Source organism: Clostridioides sp. ES-S-0001-03 (genome assembly GCF_020676075.1).
Lineage (GTDB): Bacteria > Bacillota > Clostridia > Peptostreptococcales > Peptostreptococcaceae > Clostridioides.
On record NZ_JACVWJ010000005.1, the window covers coordinates 57,980 to 76,894 of the forward strand.

At 28.6% G+C, this 18,915-nt stretch carries 17 protein-coding genes and 1 other annotated feature; all 17 genes read right to left on the minus strand.

Features of this window, described 5'->3' with window-relative positions; genetic code table 11:
- Window positions 1–19 precede the first annotated feature (19 nt).
- Window positions 20–961: a D-2-hydroxyacid dehydrogenase gene (locus IC174_RS11375; protein WP_227436698.1), complete on the minus strand. Its 942-nt coding sequence runs from the start codon at window positions 959–961 to the stop codon at window positions 20–22.
- 239 nt (window positions 962–1,200) lie between these two features.
- Window positions 1,201–2,277, minus strand: a complete 1,077-nt coding sequence (locus tag IC174_RS11380; protein WP_227436700.1) for a pyridoxal-phosphate-dependent aminotransferase family protein — start codon at window positions 2,275–2,277, stop codon at window positions 1,201–1,203.
- 355 nt (window positions 2,278–2,632) lie between these two features.
- Window positions 2,633–3,148 (minus strand): PaaI family thioesterase, encoded by a 516-nt coding sequence (locus IC174_RS11385; protein ID WP_227436702.1) that lies wholly within the window; start codon window positions 3,146–3,148, stop codon window positions 2,633–2,635.
- Window positions 3,149–3,455: 307 nt separating this feature from the next.
- Window positions 3,456–4,526, minus strand: a complete 1,071-nt coding sequence (gene leuB / locus IC174_RS11390) for a 3-isopropylmalate dehydrogenase (protein WP_227436704.1) — start codon at window positions 4,524–4,526, stop codon at window positions 3,456–3,458.
- Between the two features lie 6 nt (window positions 4,527–4,532).
- A complete protein-coding gene (gene leuD, locus IC174_RS11395) occupies window positions 4,533–5,024 on the minus strand; it encodes a 3-isopropylmalate dehydratase small subunit (protein WP_227436706.1) in 492 nt (163 codons plus the stop codon).
- A 14-nt stretch (window positions 5,025–5,038) separates the two neighbouring features.
- A complete protein-coding gene (gene leuC / locus IC174_RS11400; RefSeq protein ID WP_227482942.1) occupies window positions 5,039–6,316 on the minus strand; it encodes a 3-isopropylmalate dehydratase large subunit in 1,278 nt (425 codons plus the stop codon).
- On the minus strand, window positions 6,273–8,015 hold the full coding sequence (gene leuA / locus IC174_RS11405; protein ID WP_227436712.1) for a 2-isopropylmalate synthase: 1,743 nt from the start codon (window positions 8,013–8,015) through the stop codon (window positions 6,273–6,275). Before leuA ends, leuC begins: the two co-directional genes overlap by 44 nt.
- A 129-nt stretch (window positions 8,016–8,144) precedes the next feature.
- Window positions 8,145–8,389: a binding site (T-box leader), on the minus strand.
- A 156-nt stretch (window positions 8,390–8,545) separates the two neighbouring features.
- Entirely contained in the window at window positions 8,546–8,992 is a 447-nt protein-coding gene (locus IC174_RS11410) for a hypothetical protein (RefSeq protein ID WP_227482943.1), read from the minus strand.
- 20 nt (window positions 8,993–9,012) lie between these two features.
- The gene (locus tag IC174_RS11415) at window positions 9,013–9,732 is read right to left on the minus strand and encodes a phosphatase (RefSeq protein WP_227482944.1); all 720 of its coding nucleotides are present in this window, start codon (window positions 9,730–9,732) and stop codon (window positions 9,013–9,015) included.
- 118 nt (window positions 9,733–9,850) lie between these two features.
- Window positions 9,851–11,116: a 30S ribosomal protein S1 gene (locus tag IC174_RS11420; protein WP_227436716.1), complete on the minus strand. Its 1,266-nt coding sequence runs from the start codon at window positions 11,114–11,116 to the stop codon at window positions 9,851–9,853.
- A gap of 212 nt (window positions 11,117–11,328) precedes the next feature.
- Window positions 11,329–12,696, minus strand: a complete 1,368-nt coding sequence (locus tag IC174_RS11425) for an MATE family efflux transporter (protein ID WP_227436718.1) — start codon at window positions 12,694–12,696, stop codon at window positions 11,329–11,331.
- A gap of 242 nt (window positions 12,697–12,938) precedes the next feature.
- Window positions 12,939–13,376: a COG2426 family protein gene (locus IC174_RS11430; RefSeq protein WP_227436720.1), complete on the minus strand. Its 438-nt coding sequence runs from the start codon at window positions 13,374–13,376 to the stop codon at window positions 12,939–12,941.
- A gap of 31 nt (window positions 13,377–13,407) precedes the next feature.
- Entirely contained in the window at window positions 13,408–14,037 is a 630-nt protein-coding gene (locus tag IC174_RS11435; protein ID WP_227436722.1) for an HAD family hydrolase, read from the minus strand.
- Window positions 14,038–14,058: 21 nt separating this feature from the next.
- Window positions 14,059–14,946: a decaprenyl-phosphate phosphoribosyltransferase gene (locus IC174_RS11440; protein WP_227482945.1), complete on the minus strand. Its 888-nt coding sequence runs from the start codon at window positions 14,944–14,946 to the stop codon at window positions 14,059–14,061.
- Window positions 14,947–14,974: 28 nt separating this feature from the next.
- On the minus strand, window positions 14,975–16,198 hold the full coding sequence (locus IC174_RS11445) for a DUF6080 domain-containing protein (protein ID WP_227436727.1): 1,224 nt from the start codon (window positions 16,196–16,198) through the stop codon (window positions 14,975–14,977).
- A 396-nt stretch (window positions 16,199–16,594) separates the two neighbouring features.
- Window positions 16,595–17,737 (minus strand): aldo/keto reductase, encoded by a 1,143-nt coding sequence (locus tag IC174_RS11450; protein WP_227436728.1) that lies wholly within the window; start codon window positions 17,735–17,737, stop codon window positions 16,595–16,597.
- 139 nt (window positions 17,738–17,876) lie between these two features.
- Window positions 17,877–18,743, minus strand: coding sequence for a cation diffusion facilitator family transporter (locus tag IC174_RS11455; RefSeq protein ID WP_227436730.1), 867 nt, complete (start codon window positions 18,741–18,743; stop codon window positions 17,877–17,879).
- Between the last annotated feature and the right edge of the window lie 172 nt (window positions 18,744–18,915).

Consider the following 18,915-nt stretch of genomic DNA (forward strand, 5'->3'; position numbering starts at 1 on the left):
CCTAATTGTATAAAATATTTTATAATGCTACCCCTATTAGATTGTTGAAGTCAAGAAAGTAGTCTTGAATCACATTTACAATTTCTTCTCCAATTCTTTCTTGAGCCTCTACTGTAGATGCTCCAATATGAGGTGTAGGAGAAACTCTTGGGTGATTTACTAAATCTAGATTTAATGTAGGTTCTTGCTCATAAACATCTATAGCTGCTGCTGATAATTTACCCTCATCTAATGCTTTTAGTAAATCTTTTTCGTCCACCAAACCGCCTCTTGCACAGTTTATTAAATAAGCTCCATTTTTCATCTTATTTATTTCTTTTTCAGTTATTACTGCCCCCTTATTCTTATCAAAAGGTATGTGTAAAGATAAGAAATCTGCTTTTTGTAAAACTTCTTCCATATCACAGAATCTATATTTGTTAAAGCCTTGTGCTTCACCCATTATATCAGTATATATGACATTCATTCCTAATAGTTCTGCCCTCTTTGCAACTTCTTTTGCAATTCTTCCAAAACCTATAAGTCCTAATGTTTTTCCATTAATTTCTGTACCTTTGTATTTTTTCTTTTCCCATTTTCCATCTCTCATAGTTACATTTGCAGTATTTATGAATCTTGCAAGTACAAATAATTGACCTATTGTAAGTTCTGCAACAGATATACTGCTTGCATTTGGAGTATTCATGACTTTTATTCCATTAGCTTCTGCATATTTAACATCTATATTGTCTAATCCTACCCCACCTCTTACTATCAATTTTAACTTTTTACCTTCTAATGCTTTGTCTATTACATCCTTAGTAACCTTAGTAGCTGAACGTACTACAAGCACATCAACATCTTTAAGTTTATCTCCTAAAACATCTTTTTCATAAAACTCTTCTATCACATTAAAATCTAACTCTCTCAATTTTCTCGCTGCATCTTTCTCTATTCCATCAGTAATTAATATATTATACATAACAAACTCCTCCAATTATATTCACTTAATTTTTCCAATTTTTATTTTTTAAAGTATTTTCATCACTAAAAAACTTTATTTAATTACACTTTCTATTTATATAATTTTCAAAATATTTTTTATTAAAGTCATATCAAATTTCATTAATGTTTGTTAAAAATTTAATATGTAATTTTCATAAAACACATTTTATTTTATATATTTTAAATTTAACTTAAAATACACATAATTTTGTAATATTACTTATTAAAACCTAATATATCATCAATATTATCTAATAATTCTTGTACATCTTCGACAGTATAGTCACCCATATGTGAAATTCTAAAAGTTTTTTCTTTTAAATTGCCATAGCCATTTGCTATTTGGAATCCTCGTTCTTGTAATTTTGAATTTAAATTTGATACACTAATACCTTGAGTATTTTCTATAACAGTAAGTGTATTGGATAAGTGATTTTCATTGGTAAAAATTTGGAAGTGTTTTTTAGCCCAGATTCTAACTAAGTTTGCCATGTCTTCATGTCGTTTGAATCTGTTATCTAGGCCTTCATCTAATATATTATCTAATTGGAAATCTAAAGCGAACATGTGAGAAAGAGATGGTGTTGAAGGGTATTGGTAGTTTTTCTTGATTAAGTATTCATACATTTCTAACAAATCAAAATAAACTCCTCTAAAAGGTACTTGCTTCGCTCTATCGATTGCTTTTTGAGAAAATGTGCAAATAGACATTCCTGGTGGTAATCCCAGTGCTTTTTGTAATGATGTTATACAAATATCTATTCCAATCTTATCAACCTCGACTTTTATTCCACCGGCTGAACTTACAGTGTCTACACAGTAGACCACATCTTTATATTTTTTAACAACTTCTCCAATTTCTTCTATTGGATTTCTTATTCCAGTTGAAGTTTCATTGTGAGTTACGGTTATTAAATCATATTCTCCGGTAGAAAGCACCTTATCAACCATTTCTGGTGTTGTTGCCTCTCCTAATTCAACTTTAAATATATCCGCTGGGACATTATTAGCCACTGCCATTTTGTACCATCTATCACCAAAGGACCCACAGGAAAATACTGCTGCCTTTTTGGATGTACAGGAACGAATGGAGCCTTCCATTAAACCAGTTCCGGACGACGTGGATAAAAGTATCGTGTTGTTGGTATAGAATAATTTTTGCATTTTTTCACTTATACTTTTTTGAAGTATAGATGCATCTTTCCCTCTATGTCCTATCATTGGTGTAGCCATCTTTTCCAAGACTTCTGCTCTAACATCAATAGGACCAGGAATAAATAATTTCTTACTCATTATAATTCCCTCCTTTTTTAGTTTGTAATATGGATAGTGTGTTTACTGTCCTTATTTTTAATATCTATAATATCAAGCTAAATTAAGTATGTCAACATAAAAATTATATTTTATATATAATTTATTTTCTATATTTTGTGAAATCATCCATTTTATACCTCATCATTAGTTTGAATTTTCTGAATTTTTCCCATAAAAAAAATACACTTTTTAAATATATAAATTATTTTTTTTAACGTGTAAATTTAATGCTATTATAAGAATTTTTTTTAAGTATAGCTAAGTTATTTTTATCTTATGTTTTTCAATTTTATATTTTTTTACACATCATTTTACATAGCAAATATGTAATCACTTAAATCTCAATATATTCAACTTTTTCTTCTGATTCAGCAAAGAACCATTCTTCATCAGAAAAATCACCTTCTGCTATTTGACCAATAGGCATCTTCATATATTTTCCAGTTGCTGTTACTGCTATCTCTCCATTTGGCAAAATTATTTCTCCTGTACCTTCAAATAATTTTCTATTTTCTTTAGTTATCCTTCCAACTACTTTTATAGTAGCATCTGTTGGTACTGGCTTTTTATATTTCAATTCCAAAGATACTGTAACCCCCCATATTTGGTCATCATTTATACTTACAGCTCTTCCAATAGTCTCATCTAATATTGCAGCAGACATACCTCCATGAACTCTCCCTGGATAACTCTGATGCCAATCTTTTGTATTACAAATTGATACAAGTTCTCCATTTTCAAGTTCATAAAAATCTGCTTTTAATCCTAATTCATTTTGCGTTCCACAAACTAAACAAGATTTACTACTATTTTGCTTTTTTAAAACCTTATATTTTCCCAAAAACTCCATCTCCTAACTAATATTGACAGTCACTTAATATTCATAATACTAAAATATATTATATAATATTAATTAAATCCCTGCAAATTTCTAATAAACAAAAATAGGCTATTTCAGCATTAAAATCTTAATCCAAAGTGTTATTTTATAAAAAAGCACAACGTGATTTTATGTAATTAAAATTACCTAAAATCATGTTGTGCTTTAAAAATAAAATATCTCTTCTACCCCAAATATAAAACTATTTCACAATAAATTTTTTACTAATGCCCCCCATTATATGACCAAATCGTATTATATAAATTAAACTATAATTCTAAATTTCATTTACTATTAATTCTCCCATTTTCTTTGTACCAACAACAGTTCCTATACTATTATATATATCACTAGTTCTGTATCCTTTTCTAAGTACATTTTGTACTGCATCTTCAATGCATTTAGCTTCATCTTCTAGATTAAAGCTATGTCTTAACATCATTGCGACAGATAAAATAGTTGCAATTGGATTTACAATATCTTTTCCAGCTATATCAGGAGCACTCCCATGTATTGGTTCATACATTCCAAAGCTATCTTCTCGAAGTGATGCAGATGGTAACATACCTATAGAACCTGTAACCATGGATGCTTCGTCAGATATTATATCTCCAAAGATGTTATTAGTCACTATTACATCAAATTGGCTAGGGTCTTTCACAACTTGCATAGCAGCATTATCAACATACATATGTGATAGCTCTACATCATCAAATTCTTTAGCTAAGTTCTCCATAATACCTCTCCAAAGTCTTGAACTTTCAAGCACATTTGCTTTATCTATACTGACAAGCTTCTTCTTTCTATCTCTAGCGATTTCAAAAGCCCTTCTTCCAATTCTTCTTATTTCATTTTCATTGTATACCTCTACATCATAAGCCTCTTCAACACCATCAATAATCTTTCTTCCACGTTCTCCAAAATAAATGCCCCCTGTTAACTCCCTCACAACAACAAAATCAATGCCTTTTTCTACTATATCTGCTCTAAGTGGTGAAGATTCCTTTATACTTTCATATATAGTTGCTGGTCTCAAATTTGCAAATAAGCCTAAGGATTCTCTCAATTTCAAAAGACCTGCTTCTGGTCTTGCATCCCCTTTACATTTATCCCACTTTGGACCCCCAACAGCTCCAAGTAATACCGCCTCGTTTTTTCGACATATTTCAACAGTTTTATCAGGTAGAGGTTCTCCAGTTTCATCAATTGCACATCCTCCAGCCAATACATATTCACAATCAAATTTATGATTAAATTTATAACAAATTTTATTTAAGACCTTTATACCTTCTTTTATAATTTCTGGCCCAACACCATCACCTTTTATGACTGCTACTTTACAATTCATACACCATTACCCCCTGTTTACCTTTATTGAGTTAATTAAACCTTCATTTGTTATGATATTTTGCATAAACTCAGGAAATGGTTCAGCCTTATATTTTGTTCCTTTTGTTATGTTTTTTATTACACCTGTTGAAAAATCCACTTCTATAGTATCACCTTCTTCTATGCTATTAGCTGCTTCCTCACATTCAAGTATTGGAAGCCCTATATTTATAGAATTTCTAAAAAATATTCTAGCAAAAGTTGATGCAATTACACAGGATACTCCACTTTCTTTTATTACGATTGGAGCATGTTCTCTTGATGAACCACATCCAAAATTTTTAGTTGCAACTATAATATCTCCTGCCTTTACTTTAGATACAAACTTATCATCAATATCTTCCATACAGTGTGTTGATAGTTCCTTATAATCAGCTATATTTAAATATCTAGCTGGTATTATTACATCTGTATCTATATTATCACCAAATTTAAAAACTCTTCCATTAGCAATCATAAACTTTACCTCCCTTAAATTATTTCTGATGGTTTTGATATTTTTCCAGTTATAGCTGATGCTGCTGCTACAGCTGGACTAGCAAGATAGACTTCTGAATCAACATGACCCATTCTTCCTACAAAGTTCCTATTTGTTGTTGAAACTGACCTTTCTCCTGCTGCAAGTATACCCATATGACCTCCAAGACATGGTCCACATGTTGGTGTAGAAACAGCTGCTCCTGCTTCTATAAAGATAGTAATATATCCTTTTTCTATTGCTTCAAGATATACTTTTTGAGTTCCAGGAAATATCATCACTCTAACCCCATCTGCAACTTTTTTACCTTTCATGATTTCAGCTGCAACTTCAAGGTCTGATATTCTTCCATTTGTACAAGAGCCTATTACAACTTGGTCTATCTTTATATCGTTATCAATCTCATCTACTGTTTTAGTATTTTCAGGAAGATGTGGAAAAGCTACTGTTTCTTTTAATGTAGCTAAGTCAATTTCATATACTTCATCATAAATTGCATCTTCATCTGCTTCGTATACATTTAAAACTTTTTCTGTTGTTGTACATTTATGTGAATTTATATATTCTATAGTTTTATCATCTACTGGAAAAATTCCATTTTTAGCCCCTGCTTCTATTGCCATATTACAAATAGTAAATCTATCATCCATAGATAGATTACTTACTCCATCTCCACAAAATTCCATTGATTTGTAAAGTGCCCCATCAACACCTATCTTCCCTATTATATGAAGTATCACATCTTTTCCAGTTATCCATTTATTTGGCTTATTCTTTAGGACAAATTTTATTGCACCAGGTACCTTAAACCAACATTTTCCTGTAGCCATGCCAGCTCCCATATCAGTTGAACCTACGCCAGTGGAAAAAGCGCCTAATGCTCCATATGTGCAAGTATGAGAATCGGCACCTATGACTACATCTCCTGCTGTTACTATACCTTTTTCAGGAAGAAGAACATGTTCTATTCCCATATCCCCTACATCAAAGAAATTGACCACTCCTTTGGATTTTGCAAAACTTCTTGTAAACTTACACTGCTCTGCACTCTTTATATCTTTATTAGGTGTAAAATGGTCCAAAACTATTGCCACTTTAGATTTATCATAAACATCCTCAATTCCTAACTTTTCAAATTCTCTAATAGCTACTGGTGATGTTATATCATTGCCTAAAACTATATCTAAGTTTGCTTCAATCAATTGTCCTTTCTTAACCTCATTTAAATTAGCATGTTTCGCTAAGATTTTCTGCGTCATAGTCATCCCCATTTTCTGCTTCCTCCTCAATATAACTTTTATTTATTGCATTCATAAGAGCATTAATAGCTGCTGTATTTATATTTTCTGATATGCTTACCCCAAAATAAACTTTATCATTATGTTCTATTCCCACATAGGCCACACCTCTTGAATGTGAACCTTCCTCTAATGCATGTTCCCAATAATATCTAAATTTATAATCTTTCATTCCACATTGTTTTAATGCATTATTAAATGAATCTACTGGCCCATTTCCTATTCCAACAATCCTTTGTTCATTACCCATATAAGTTACTCTTGCAGTCATCTCAATCATATTAGTATCATCAGAATCATCACTTTCATAGTTTATCTCATCCATTGATTTTATCTTATATTTCTTAACTTTATATGGACTCTCAACATCAATATATTCCTTCTTGAATAAGTTAAATATTGACTCACTGCTAAGTTCCGCTCCTATTCTATCAGATTCCATTTTAACCACATTTCCAAAATCAGCATGCATATTTTTAGGTATCATGAAACCATAATCTGTTTCCATTATATAAACAGCTCCACCTTTTCCAGATTGGCTGTTTATTCTAATGATTTCTTTGTATTCTCTTCCTATATCATGAGGGTCTATTGGTAAATATGGAACTTCCCAACAACCATCATTTCTATTGCTAATTGCTATCATACCTTTTCTAATAGCATCCTGGTGAGAACCTGAAAAGGCACAATGTACAAGATTTCCTGCATATGGATGTCTATCATGTACTGTAAGTTTTGTACAGTCTTCATATATTTCTATCATTTTATCAATATTACTAAAGTCTAATTCTGGGTTTATTCCTTGTGTATAAAGATTAAGACCCACATTTACTATGTCCATATTACCAGTTCTTTCACCATTTCCAAATAATGTACCTTCAAGTCTATCTGCTCCAGCTAATAATCCAAGTTCACTTGCTGCTGTACAAGTTCCCCTATCATTATGAGTGTGTAAACTCATTATAATAGAATCTCTACAGCTTATATTTTCACAAAACCATTCTATTTGGTCTGCATATATATTTGGTGTTGCCATTTCTACTGTTGATGGAAGATTTATTATAACTTTCTTTTGTGGCGTTGGTTTCCACACATCTATAACTGCCTCACATATCTCAAGTGCATAATCCATTTCTGTACCTGTGAAACTTTCAGGTGAGTATTCAAAAATAAACTCTGTTTCAGGATATTTCTTTGCTTCTTCATTGAATAATCTTGCTCCCTCAACTGCTATATCTATGATTTCTTGTTTACTCATATTAAAAACCACTTCTCTTTGAAGAACAGATGTAGAATTATATAAATGTATTATTGCTTTCTTACATCCTTTTACTGATTCAAATGTTTTTTCTATAAGATGAGCTCTAGATTGTGTAAGTACTTGTATAGTTACATCATCTGGAATCATATTTTCATCTATTAGCTTTCTTAAAAATGTATACTCTGTATTTGATGCTGATGGAAAGCCTACTTCTATTTCTTTAAACCCTGTATCCAAAAGCATTCGGAACATTCTGACTTTTTCTTCTACATTCATAGGTGTTGGCAGTGATTGATTTCCATCTCTTAAATCGACACTACACCAAACTGGAGCTTTTGTTATTTCGTTATCTGGCCATTTACGATTTACCATTTTCATTCTATTATATTTTTTATATTTTCCATATTTCATGTTATTTTCCCCCTTTTCTGTTTTTTGTATTCAGTATACCTTATATCGACGCAATTCTACCCCTTTTCAATTCATAAGTACAAATGTTAGATTTATCATTAGAATAAAAATAACCCCATCTCTAGTAAAACTAGAGACGAGGTTTTGCTCGCGGTACCACTCTATTTAGCTTTTTAAAAAGCTCCCTTAGTAATAGCTACTACTAATTATTATAATAGCTATTTTTCCTATAACGTGGAAATACGGTTATCCTAAGTTACACAACTCAGGAAACAGCTCCTAGACAAGTTCAGAATTATCAACTGCTAAATCACACCATACTTTAGCTCTCTGGAAGTTTCATGATTCTTACTACTTCTATTCATCGCTTTTAAAATCATTTAAATTTTCTAAATATTTTGATTTAATAGTTATTATATACACATTAAAATGTATTGTCAACATAAAAAAATAATTATCTGTATTTTTTTATTATTTATTTTTGTCAAGTAATATTCTAAATCATGCTAACTATTGAAAATAGTATGGTATTACCCCTTAAATTTTTTTATCTTTTCATCTATTGTACTCAATAATTTTTTTTCATCTTCCAAACTCAATGCATTTAATCTAATTTTGTAATTAAAATTATCAGAACATATATTTAATATATTTTTTGTTACTTCTATTTTTTCTATTACTTTATAGTTAAATTTTTGATTTTTTCTAGCTTTTATACTGAAAATACATTGATTATTTATTGATATTGAATGATTATCAAGAGTAAGATATACTTTTCCCTTATATCTATTTGAAAAATCACGACCTTGCTTAAAAAGAAAAACCGCTGTTATTATACATAAAAGATATAAAAATGTTGTTGAGTATATAAAAATTGTGGCCAAAATTATAAGAGCTAAAACCATATTTATAACCATTCCCTTTTTGAAATAACCATTGTCATAATAATTCATGTAGATAAACTTATTTTTACTCAAATTTTCTCACTCCTAAAATTCTAAAAATTTATATTAAAAAACTCTACAATTTCATCTTCATGATAATTTATTACTAGTTCTTCTGGAAAATCCACTGATTTTAAAACTTTCTCTGCACTTTCAAATTCACCTATAGAGTAACATATATGCGAATCTGTACCAAGAATAACTCTTACACCATATTGTTTACATAATAGTAACATTTCACTTGCATTTTCCCAAGTTCCAGTTCTATGAGAATTTGAACTTAATGAAGAGTTATTTATTTCTAAAAGAATATTTTTATCCTTTGCTTTTTTTACTATAGACTCATAATCTAAAGGATATCTACTATCATCTGGATGCCCAATTATCTTTACTCTAGGTTTATCCATCACTTTTAAAATAGCATTTGTATTTTCTTCTTTTGTACCTGAAGCTATACAAGGTCTATGCAAACTTGCAATTATATAATCTAAATGTTGTAGCATGTCTTCTGGAACATCTAAGTTTCCATCATAATCCATGATATTTCCTTCTATACCTCTAAGAATTTTTAAATCTTGTATTTGGCGTGGAAGTAGATGTAAATTATAGAAGTAAAATGGATGTGGTCCTCCTGGCATATTAGGACCATGGTCTGATATGCCTAAATATTTTATATTTTTTTGAATTGCTTCTTCAACATTTTCTTTAAAAGTACTATGTGCATGTCCACTTATTAAAGTATGACAATGTACATCTATAATAGCTTTTTTCATTAATTTTCCTCCTAATACTGTATATAAATTTTTATAGATAGTTGAAGGGCTATTTTAAAACTAAAGCTGTCAAAATAGACAGAGTAATGTTTTAAAACAGCCCCCCTTTTTGATTATTTTATATTTCTAAGTCTTTAAATTTATCTTTAAATAATTCTCCAATACTTCCTAGAGATTCTTCTACTTCTAAAAACTCTGTTATATCCTCTTCTGGCTCTCTAGTTGCTTCTTTTATCGAAACTAACATTCTCTTAGTTTTTGGTTTAAAATCAAGAATTTTAACTTTAATTTCGTCTCCAATATTAACAACATTAGTAACTTTAGCTACTCTAGTATCACTCAATTCAGAAATTGGTAAATAAGCATCTACACCTTCTTCGATTTGGACAAAAGCTCCCTTTTCTATAATTCTAAGAACTTTAGCATTAACAACATCATCAACTTGTAATTCTTTTGCTATTAAATCCCATGGGTCATTGTTTATATCTTTTAATGCTAGTGCAATTTTTTTAGTTTCTTGATTTACATCTAATACATAAACTTCCACTTCTTGACCTTCAGAGACAACATCTTCCACACTTTCAACTCTTGTCCAAGATAGGTTATTTATATGTGCTAATCCTTCAATTCCACCAATATCTATGAATGCACCATAAGACATTATCTTTGTTACTTTACCATCTCTTTTCTGACCAACTTCAAGGGAATTAAACAATTCTTCTTTAGCTAATTTAATACGAGCTTTTTCTTCTTCTCTTTCATGTTTTATTCTAGCTCTTTCGGCTTCCTTTTCTGCCTTAATTTGAACTCTTCTTTCTTCTCTCTCTTTATTTATACGTTCTTGTAATACGTCTCTATGAGATGCTACAAATCTATTTTTTCTAGCATCCATTTCTTTTATATATACTTCTAAGTTACGACCAACAAATTTAGACGTATCTGTAATAAACTTTGTGTCAAGCTGAGAAATTGGTATAAAAAATGTATATGTATTGTAATTAGCAAATACACCTTTTTCTATATTTTTTTCAACGTTTACAGTTATTATTCTATGTTCATCATAAGCTTTGTGTAAATCAGCAAAATCATTTTTTCTATCTAATTGTAACTTAGATAAAGTTATTGTTCCATCTTTTTGAGATACTTTTGTTATTATAGCAGTTATTTCATCATTTATATGATATAACTCTTCTATAGATTGATTTTTTTCTATGTTTAATTCACTTATAGGTATTATTCCATCAAACCCATAACCTAATTCTAGTTGTACTTCATCATTTCTCACTGCAGTTATTTTTCCAGTTATCAATTCCCCAACTTTCACTTTGCTGAACACTTGCTCTTGTTGCTCAAGTAGCTCTTGCATTGTTAAATCATTTTCCATTATATAAACATCCTTTCCTCTTATTGATTATCATATCTGTAAATATTATACCATTAATATTGCAAATACTTACATTTTTCTTACTATAATTTTAAATTTTAATTCTAGTTTGTATCTTTGTAAATTATAAAAAATATCTTCTTAAATTAAAATACAAATTTTAATTTTTAACTAATAATATATGCTCCTAAAAACTTTCTACTATTTATATTTTACTCCTCTATTACTTTAGGTTTTGATAGAGAACATTTATAAAACACAAAGAAACAAATTGCTGTAATAGTGGCTGCTGTTATATCTGCAATCGGCTCTGCTAAAAGTACAGCAAAAAGTTTTTCATCAAAAAACATTGGAAGTATAAATATTAAAGGTATCAAAAGTACAACTTTTCTAAGAAGAGCTAAAATTAAAGATATTTTTGCTTTTCCAAGCGCTAAAAATGTCTGCTGGCAAGCTAATTGTATTCCAAACATAAAAGAGCCAGCAAAATATATTTTTATACTCCAACTAGTCATACTAAGTAATTGTGGGTTTTTGTTAAATATACTTACAAAGAACGTAGGGAATATCATAAGTAAAATCCACAAAATTGCAGAGTATGTAAAACATGATAATAAACATAACTTAAAAGTCTTTTTTACTCTGTCAATCTGTCCTGAACCATAATTGTAACTTATTATTGGTTGTGCCCCTTGTGTAAATCCCATGTTAGGAAGCATAAGAATTTGCATTATACTACTCATTATTGCCATTGAACCTACTGCTAAATCTCCTCCATACATCTGTAATTTGCTATTTAGGGCTATAAGCACTAAACTTTCTGTAGATTGCATTATAAATGGAGAAATTCCCAGACCTAATACTGGCAAAATAATACTTGCTTTAGGCATCATGTATTTCTTTTTTATCTTAAGTATACTTTTCTTTCCAAATAGAAATACCAATACCCAAATAGCAGAAACTCCTTGTGCAATTATAGTGGCTAATGCAGCTCCTTTTACCCCCATACCAAATCCAAATATAAAAATTGGGTCTAGTATTATGTTTATCAAAGCTCCTATAGCAACCGTAATCATACCAGTTGTCGCAAATCCTTGAGTATTTATAAAGGTATTCATACCTAGTGAAATTTGAACAAATACTGTCCCTATTAAATAAATATTCAAATAATCCATTGAATATCCAATTGTAGATTCGCTTGCTCCAAATAGCCAAAGTAAGGGTTCTTTTCCAATCTGAAAACCTATAGTCAATAGTATCGCCAAAATAACTAATACAGAAAAACTATTACTCATTATTTTCTCTGCCCCATCATTATCTTGTTCCCCCATTTTTATAGCAGCTAAAGGTCCTCCCCCCATACCAATTAAATAACTACATGAAGTTATTATAATTATTATAGGAAATGCTACTCCAACACCTGCCATAGCAACTTCGCCACTTTCCATTCTACCAATAAAGATTCTATCTACTATGTTGTACAAAACATTCACAATTTGTGCAATAATAGCTGGTGTAGCCAATTTAAAAAGCAATTTGCCTACATTCTCACGACCTAAATCAGTATTTGAATTTTCCATCTTAAAACCTCCTTAATAATTTAATGTTTAAATCTATTACTATTAAAAATACATTTTATATAAAAACTTTATTTTATTGATAGGCAAGTTTAAATTAATTTCCTCATAAATACTACTATACTATATTTCTTTTATGATAGTAAACATTTTAAGACCAAATGAATTTAAATATTTTGTCTAAATAAAAAATATTTTTCACATATTTTCATAAAAAAACTATCCAATAGTATATTTGGATAGTTTTATATTATATGTAGAGAAAGGGCTGACACTATGACTCCAGACAATAAATTTCCTAAAAATACTCCTATAAAAGCATCTTTTATTCTCATTTTTAGTATTGAGGCTATCGCAGACGCAGTCCATGTTCCTGTTGTTGGAAGTGGTATGCCTACAAATAGTATTATACCTATTATTGAAACGCTTTTTAATTTCTTCATTCTTGAATTTATTTTTTTATCAATTGTGTTAGCAAGTCCCTTAAATAACTTTTTACCTTTCAAAAATTGCAATATATGTCTAAATGTCAATATCAAAGGAATTGATACTAATGTAGAACCAATCACACTAAATACATAAACCCATATAGGATTTAAGCCCATTGCAATACCTATAGGAATGGCTCCTCTTAACTCTGTTACAGGAACCATAGACAAAATTAATATGTGCAAATATCCCAAACTATCCCCTCCTATTCTAAGTGATATAAAGCTATGAATTTATTTGTTCTATAACCTCACCATTTTTCTTATTAACCAAAAATGCATTTTTAGCTAAGGAAAGCATAGGTAAATCACTTTTAGAGTCTGAATATGCATATGAATTTTCATAATCAATCTCAATTCCAAGTTTATCTAATACAGTATTTATTCTCTGTATTTTTTCAATTCCCTTGCAGTTTTCGCCAATGAATTGGTTTTTGTATCTTGAATTTTCACAAAATAGCTCAGTGCCTATAACCTCATCTGCGAAATCATAATACTTAAAGTACTTCATATATGCATATGGAGATGCAGTTATCATAATTACAACATTATGCTCTTCTTTGTTTTTATAAATTACTTTTTTTATAGACTCATTAATTTTTTTCATTATACAACTATCAAAAAAATCTTTTAACTCGTCTTCGCTAAAATCTACTATTGGATAAAAGATTGCCTCTTTTGCTTTTTTCAAAGGTACTATTTTAACCAAATACATCATTAGAGTAAAAATTATGTATGGCAATTTTATAATAGTCTTAAGTGTTTTATTTTTTAAAGAATAAATAAAAAAGTCTACCATACTATCAGTATTTATAACAGTATAATCTATATCGAGCAATAATACACTTTTTTTCATAAGTATTTTCCCATCCTATCACTAAAAAATTAATATTATTAAACATGTAATTACCCATAAGATTACGTTTATTTTTAAAGCATTATCTTTTAGTATAATGTCAGTAGGATTTCCTTCATTTGTTTTGTTAATTATATAATTATATCTAAGTACACCATAAACTACAAATATTGTTGTAAATATCATATCTGGTTTTTCTGGATTACTTGTAGAATATAATGCATAGCATACAATTGTAGAACTTAGTATAACTATCATCATTTGATTTAAATTTTCTATATCATAATCTTCTAGTATTTTTCTATGCTCAACTGCATTATCTTTTAAAATTATGATTTCTTTTTTGCGCTTTCCAAGAGCTAAATACAGAGATAAAAAAAATGTACATAATATTATCCAGTTTGATAATCTAACATCTATAGCTACACATCCTGCATAAACTCTAAGTATAAAACCAAGAGATATAGAAAACACATCTAATAGAATTATATTCTTTAACTTAAGAGAATATAATATATTATTTATCAAATATAAAATGAGAATTATAGTTAATTTAAAATTAATAACCGTTGACAAGCAAATTGAAATTAAAGCTAAAACAACAAATAATATATTCGCACTTCTTTTACTTATTCTTCCACTTGCTACTGGTCTATTACGTTTTTTAGGATGTCTTTTATCTTTATCCATATCTATAGCATCATTTAATGCATATGCTGATGATGATATCAAACAAAAACACACAAAAGCTATAAATGTATTTAACAATAGACTTATATTTAGTATATTGTTTGAAAATATTATAGCAGCAAATATAAATAAATTCTTTATATACTGCTTTATTCTCATTAATCTTATATAATCTGAAATTTTAGTAAGAAGATTAATTATTATATTTGTCTGTTTCATAAACTTACTACCCTTTCAACATTATTTTTTAAACAGGATATGATTTTATCCCAATATTTAAAATTTCTATAAATCCATTTATATTACTAATTATTATAGTGACTAGCAACAATGATAAAAATATATTGTACATACTTTTTTCATTTTTTCTAAGTGCTTTAGTAAAGTAAGCTAACAAAACTATAACAGCAAAACTAAAATTTATAGTCATTATACTTGAATTAGTCAGATTGTACCCTATTATACCATGTAAAACTAAATTAAATAAAATTATTCCCATACACAATTTAGGAACTCTTTTTTCTGAGTTCTCAATAACAGCTAAAACACAAAAACAAAATGCTAATAAAGTAAGGATAACTGGTATCGTTGCAACTTCTCCATTTTGTAAAAATAGTCCTTTTTTAATCTCTGCTCCAGGAAAATAAAAAACTGAATACAATAATCTTTCTATAATCATTGCAACTTTTTCTAAAATAGGCTCTCCACTTATAAACTTTGTATCATATTGTATTACATTTCCAAGATTCATAAAACTTTCATAAGATTTTGTTGAAACTACACAAATATATGCCATTAAAATAAATGTAATTAAATGCTTTAATATTTTTCCTATTTTTAATTTAAATTCAAATATTATGTTAAGCAAATACAAATATATATTACTAATAGTTATTCCAAATAATGGTATAGCTGCTAATTCTACTAAATAAGAGTTTTTTCCGTTCATTTTATTTGCAATAAATATAAAAAATATTAATGTAAACTGACTATATATAAATCTTTCTACATTTAAGGTCATAAATAGTTGTGGAAAAGAAAATATCATTATCATAGTAAGTAAAATTAAGGTTAACCTCTGCATTTTTATTTTTTTAATATGATTAAAAACTAAAGTTATAGATATAGCACTAGTTACTATTTGTAGACAAATCAATCCAAATCCATAAGCAGTATTAAAATCGGTTGTCCCTGGATTTGCTATCGAAGTACATAGTAAATATATTGGATATGCAAAAATTGATATAATAGCTGAAAATAATACGTGCTTGCTATTGTCTTGATTTATAGCAAATACATTTAAATTGAATAGTACACCTGTATCTGTATCTAATAACACATCATAAGTGTTGTTCAAATCATAAAATATTGTAGTTTTAGAAAAGAATGCTATTGTTATTATTAAATAAGTTATTATGACTAATATAAATAAAAACATCTCATTTTTATATTTAAATATATTATTTTTCAATATATATCACCCTCCATTCATTATATAGGATTTGTTACTACCTACAATTTATTCTTTTAATTATAATAATCACTTTTATAATATCCTTACTTGTTTTATTGTAATTGAATAATTCCTTATTTACAACCACAATATTTACTTTATTAAAAGCTATAATTAAATAAAAATTATTTGTGTAATATATATTGAAAGCTTATAAAATTAGAGTTTGCAAGTAATTTTATTGTAAAATATTGGAATAATTCAATGTGAAAATAGATACTGTCAGTTAGTATAGATAAAATTTACCCATAATAAATTAAAGCATAATATATAAGGAGACAAAATCATAATTTGTCTCCTTATATATTAAACCTTATTAAATACTATACAAATTTTAAGTACAATATAAACTGACTATACTGTGACATTATTGACTCCATGTTCTTCCCATTGCTTAATTTCTCTTAATCTGTCAATTATCGGTAAATGTTGAGTACACTCAATTTCACATTTTCCGCAAGCTATACATTCTTTAGCTTTTGCTTTACTATTCATTGTATAATTCCAATGTGCTAGCCCATAGACCGATTTTGTCATTTCTTCATCACTCTTTTTAAACATCTGTTTTTCATTATAAAAAAGCATATATGCTGGAGTGTTTATATCTTTTGGACATACTTTACAATATCCACAACCTGTACATATTTCATTCATATTTTTACTTAATCTAGTTTCAATATCATGTATATCTTCATCTGAATATATTTTATGCTCATCTGCAATTTTACAAGCATCATCTATATCCTGCTTTTTATTAACTCCTATTAACGATATATTTATTTGTGGAATTCCTATGTTAAATCTTAAGGCTGATTCTATAGTACTTTCACCTTCTCTTGCTAGAAAAGAAAGCTCTTCATTGTACTTTGGAATAGTTCCACCACTTAATGGATTCATAGCTACAACACCATATCCATTTTCAATAGCATGTTTAGCACCTTTTAATCTATATGGAAAGTTTAGTATATTAATTCCCATAGTAACACCTTCAAACTTATTTTCATCAAGAACCTTTATGACTTCATCTCCTGGCTGATGAGATGAAAATACTATGTGGTCTATCAATCCTTCTTCTTTACATTTTAATAGACCCTCATACTGACCTCCAGGTCTCATTGCAAATTCATAATGTTCCATCTTTCTAATATTCCATATATGATAGAAATTTATTTTAGATACGCCCAATCTTTCTATTGACTTTTTCACAGCATCTATTGCTTTTTCTGCTGTGTCGTATACTTTTGGCTTTCCTTTTGTAGATACGTAAAAGTCTGTTTTACCTTCTTTTATCATTTGTCTAAAAGCTAGTCCAAATATATCTTCGCTTCTGTCATCACAATACCCTGGTGCTGTATCAAAATAATTAATGCCCTTTTCATATGCATATTTAATTAAATCTGCATTTTCTTGGTCATTTTTTTCTAAATCAAATCTTAATCCTCCATATCCAACTACCGAAACCATTTTCCCAGTCTTTCCATATTCAACGTATCTCATAATAAATTCCTCCTTAGGTATATTAAGACTTAATTTCTCTATAAAAAATATTATACCATAAATATTTTCTGAAAATATTTATGGTATAATATTTTTTTTATGAATTATAAATTTTTATACTTATGTCTTTATAATCAAATTAAAAGCTATAAAAAGGTTCAATATGCACTATTACCTGAGCATTTTCATTAATTTCTTCTTGTATTTGTTTCTCAATTTTATGTGTTAAGTCATGTGATTGCTCTACACTTATAAATGGGTCTACCATTACATGCATATCAATATAAATAACACTCTTACTACCTCTACTTCTAATATTATGAACATCTCTCACTTCATTAAATTCAAATACAATTTCCCTTATATACTCTTCATCTACAGCTACTCTATCAACTAAAATTCCAATAGACGGTTTAAATATTCCATAAGCTGAATAAATTATAAACCCAGAAATAATAATAGGAACTACAGATTCTATTATTACTGGAAATCCTAACTTAACACCAACTAAAGTAACCAATACTCCTAAAGACACAAATATATCACTTCTTGTATGCAATGAGTCTGAAATTAAGACATAACTATTCAGTTTAGTTCCAACTCTATACTCATATATACAGACAAAAATATTTATAAAAAGAGTAATGACTAGAGCAATTAAACTTTCTATAGTTATAGAAGGTGTAACTGGGTTTGCCAGTCTTGATATAGAACTAAGAATTATCTTAACTGCTATAACAAATAGCATACCACTAATAAATAAACTGGTTATAATTTCAAATTTTTTATGCCCATAAGGATGATCTTTATCTTTTGGTTTAGATGCAAAAAAAATACCTATTAATCCTACTATATTAGATGCTCCATCTGACAGAGAATGAAACCCATCTGCTGTCATACTATAACTTTTAATTTTATTACCAATAATTATTTTTAATAATGCTACAGCAAAATTGGCAAATAAAATTATCCATAACACTTGCTTCACTTTTTTATAATTATCCATAACTGTATACCTCCTCCCTTCGACTTAATCGAAAAAAGACTATGTATCAATATCAATTGACTAGATAAAGCAAATTGTATATATGCACACTTACTATATTTATATTCAAAGTTGGTTGTACTTGTTCATTCAATTTAAAAATTAATTATGAATTAAAAATCATAATATAGGT

Bases quoted from the DNA above. Each gene is read 5' to 3' on its own strand.
- IC174_RS11420 (WP_227436716.1), bottom strand. From the start codon at position 11,116: ATGGAAAATGATTTAACAATGCAAGAGCTACTTGAGCAACAAGAGCAA.
- IC174_RS11375 (WP_227436698.1), bottom strand. From the start codon at position 961: ATGTATAATATATTAATTACTGATGGAATAGAGAAAGATGCAGCGAGA.
- IC174_RS11380 (WP_227436700.1), bottom strand. From the start codon at position 2,277: ATGAGTAAGAAATTATTTATTCCTGGTCCTATTGATGTTAGAGCAGAA.
- leuC (WP_227482942.1), bottom strand. From the start codon at position 6,316: ATGGGGATGACTATGACGCAGAAAATCTTAGCGAAACATGCTAATTTA.
- IC174_RS11385 (WP_227436702.1), bottom strand. From the start codon at position 3,148: ATGGAGTTTTTGGGAAAATATAAGGTTTTAAAAAAGCAAAATAGTAGT.
- IC174_RS11450 (WP_227436728.1), bottom strand. From the start codon at position 17,737: ATGAGATACGTTGAATATGGAAAGACTGGGAAAATGGTTTCGGTAGTT.
- IC174_RS11455 (WP_227436730.1), bottom strand. From the start codon at position 18,743: ATGGATAATTATAAAAAAGTGAAGCAAGTGTTATGGATAATTTTATTT.
- IC174_RS11435 (WP_227436722.1), bottom strand. From the start codon at position 14,037: ATGAAAAAAAGTGTATTATTGCTCGATATAGATTATACTGTTATAAAT.
- IC174_RS11440 (WP_227482945.1), bottom strand. From the start codon at position 14,946: ATGAAACAGACAAATATAATAATTAATCTTCTTACTAAAATTTCAGAT.
- leuB (WP_227436704.1), bottom strand. From the start codon at position 4,526: ATGAATTGTAAAGTAGCAGTCATAAAAGGTGATGGTGTTGGGCCAGAA.
- leuA (WP_227436712.1), bottom strand. From the start codon at position 8,015: ATGAAATATGGAAAATATAAAAAATATAATAGAATGAAAATGGTAAAT.
- leuD (WP_227436706.1), bottom strand. From the start codon at position 5,024: ATGATTGCTAATGGAAGAGTTTTTAAATTTGGTGATAATATAGATACA.
- IC174_RS11425 (WP_227436718.1), bottom strand. From the start codon at position 12,696: ATGGAAAATTCAAATACTGATTTAGGTCGTGAGAATGTAGGCAAATTG.
- IC174_RS11415 (WP_227482944.1), bottom strand. From the start codon at position 9,732: ATGAAAAAAGCTATTATAGATGTACATTGTCATACTTTAATAAGTGGA.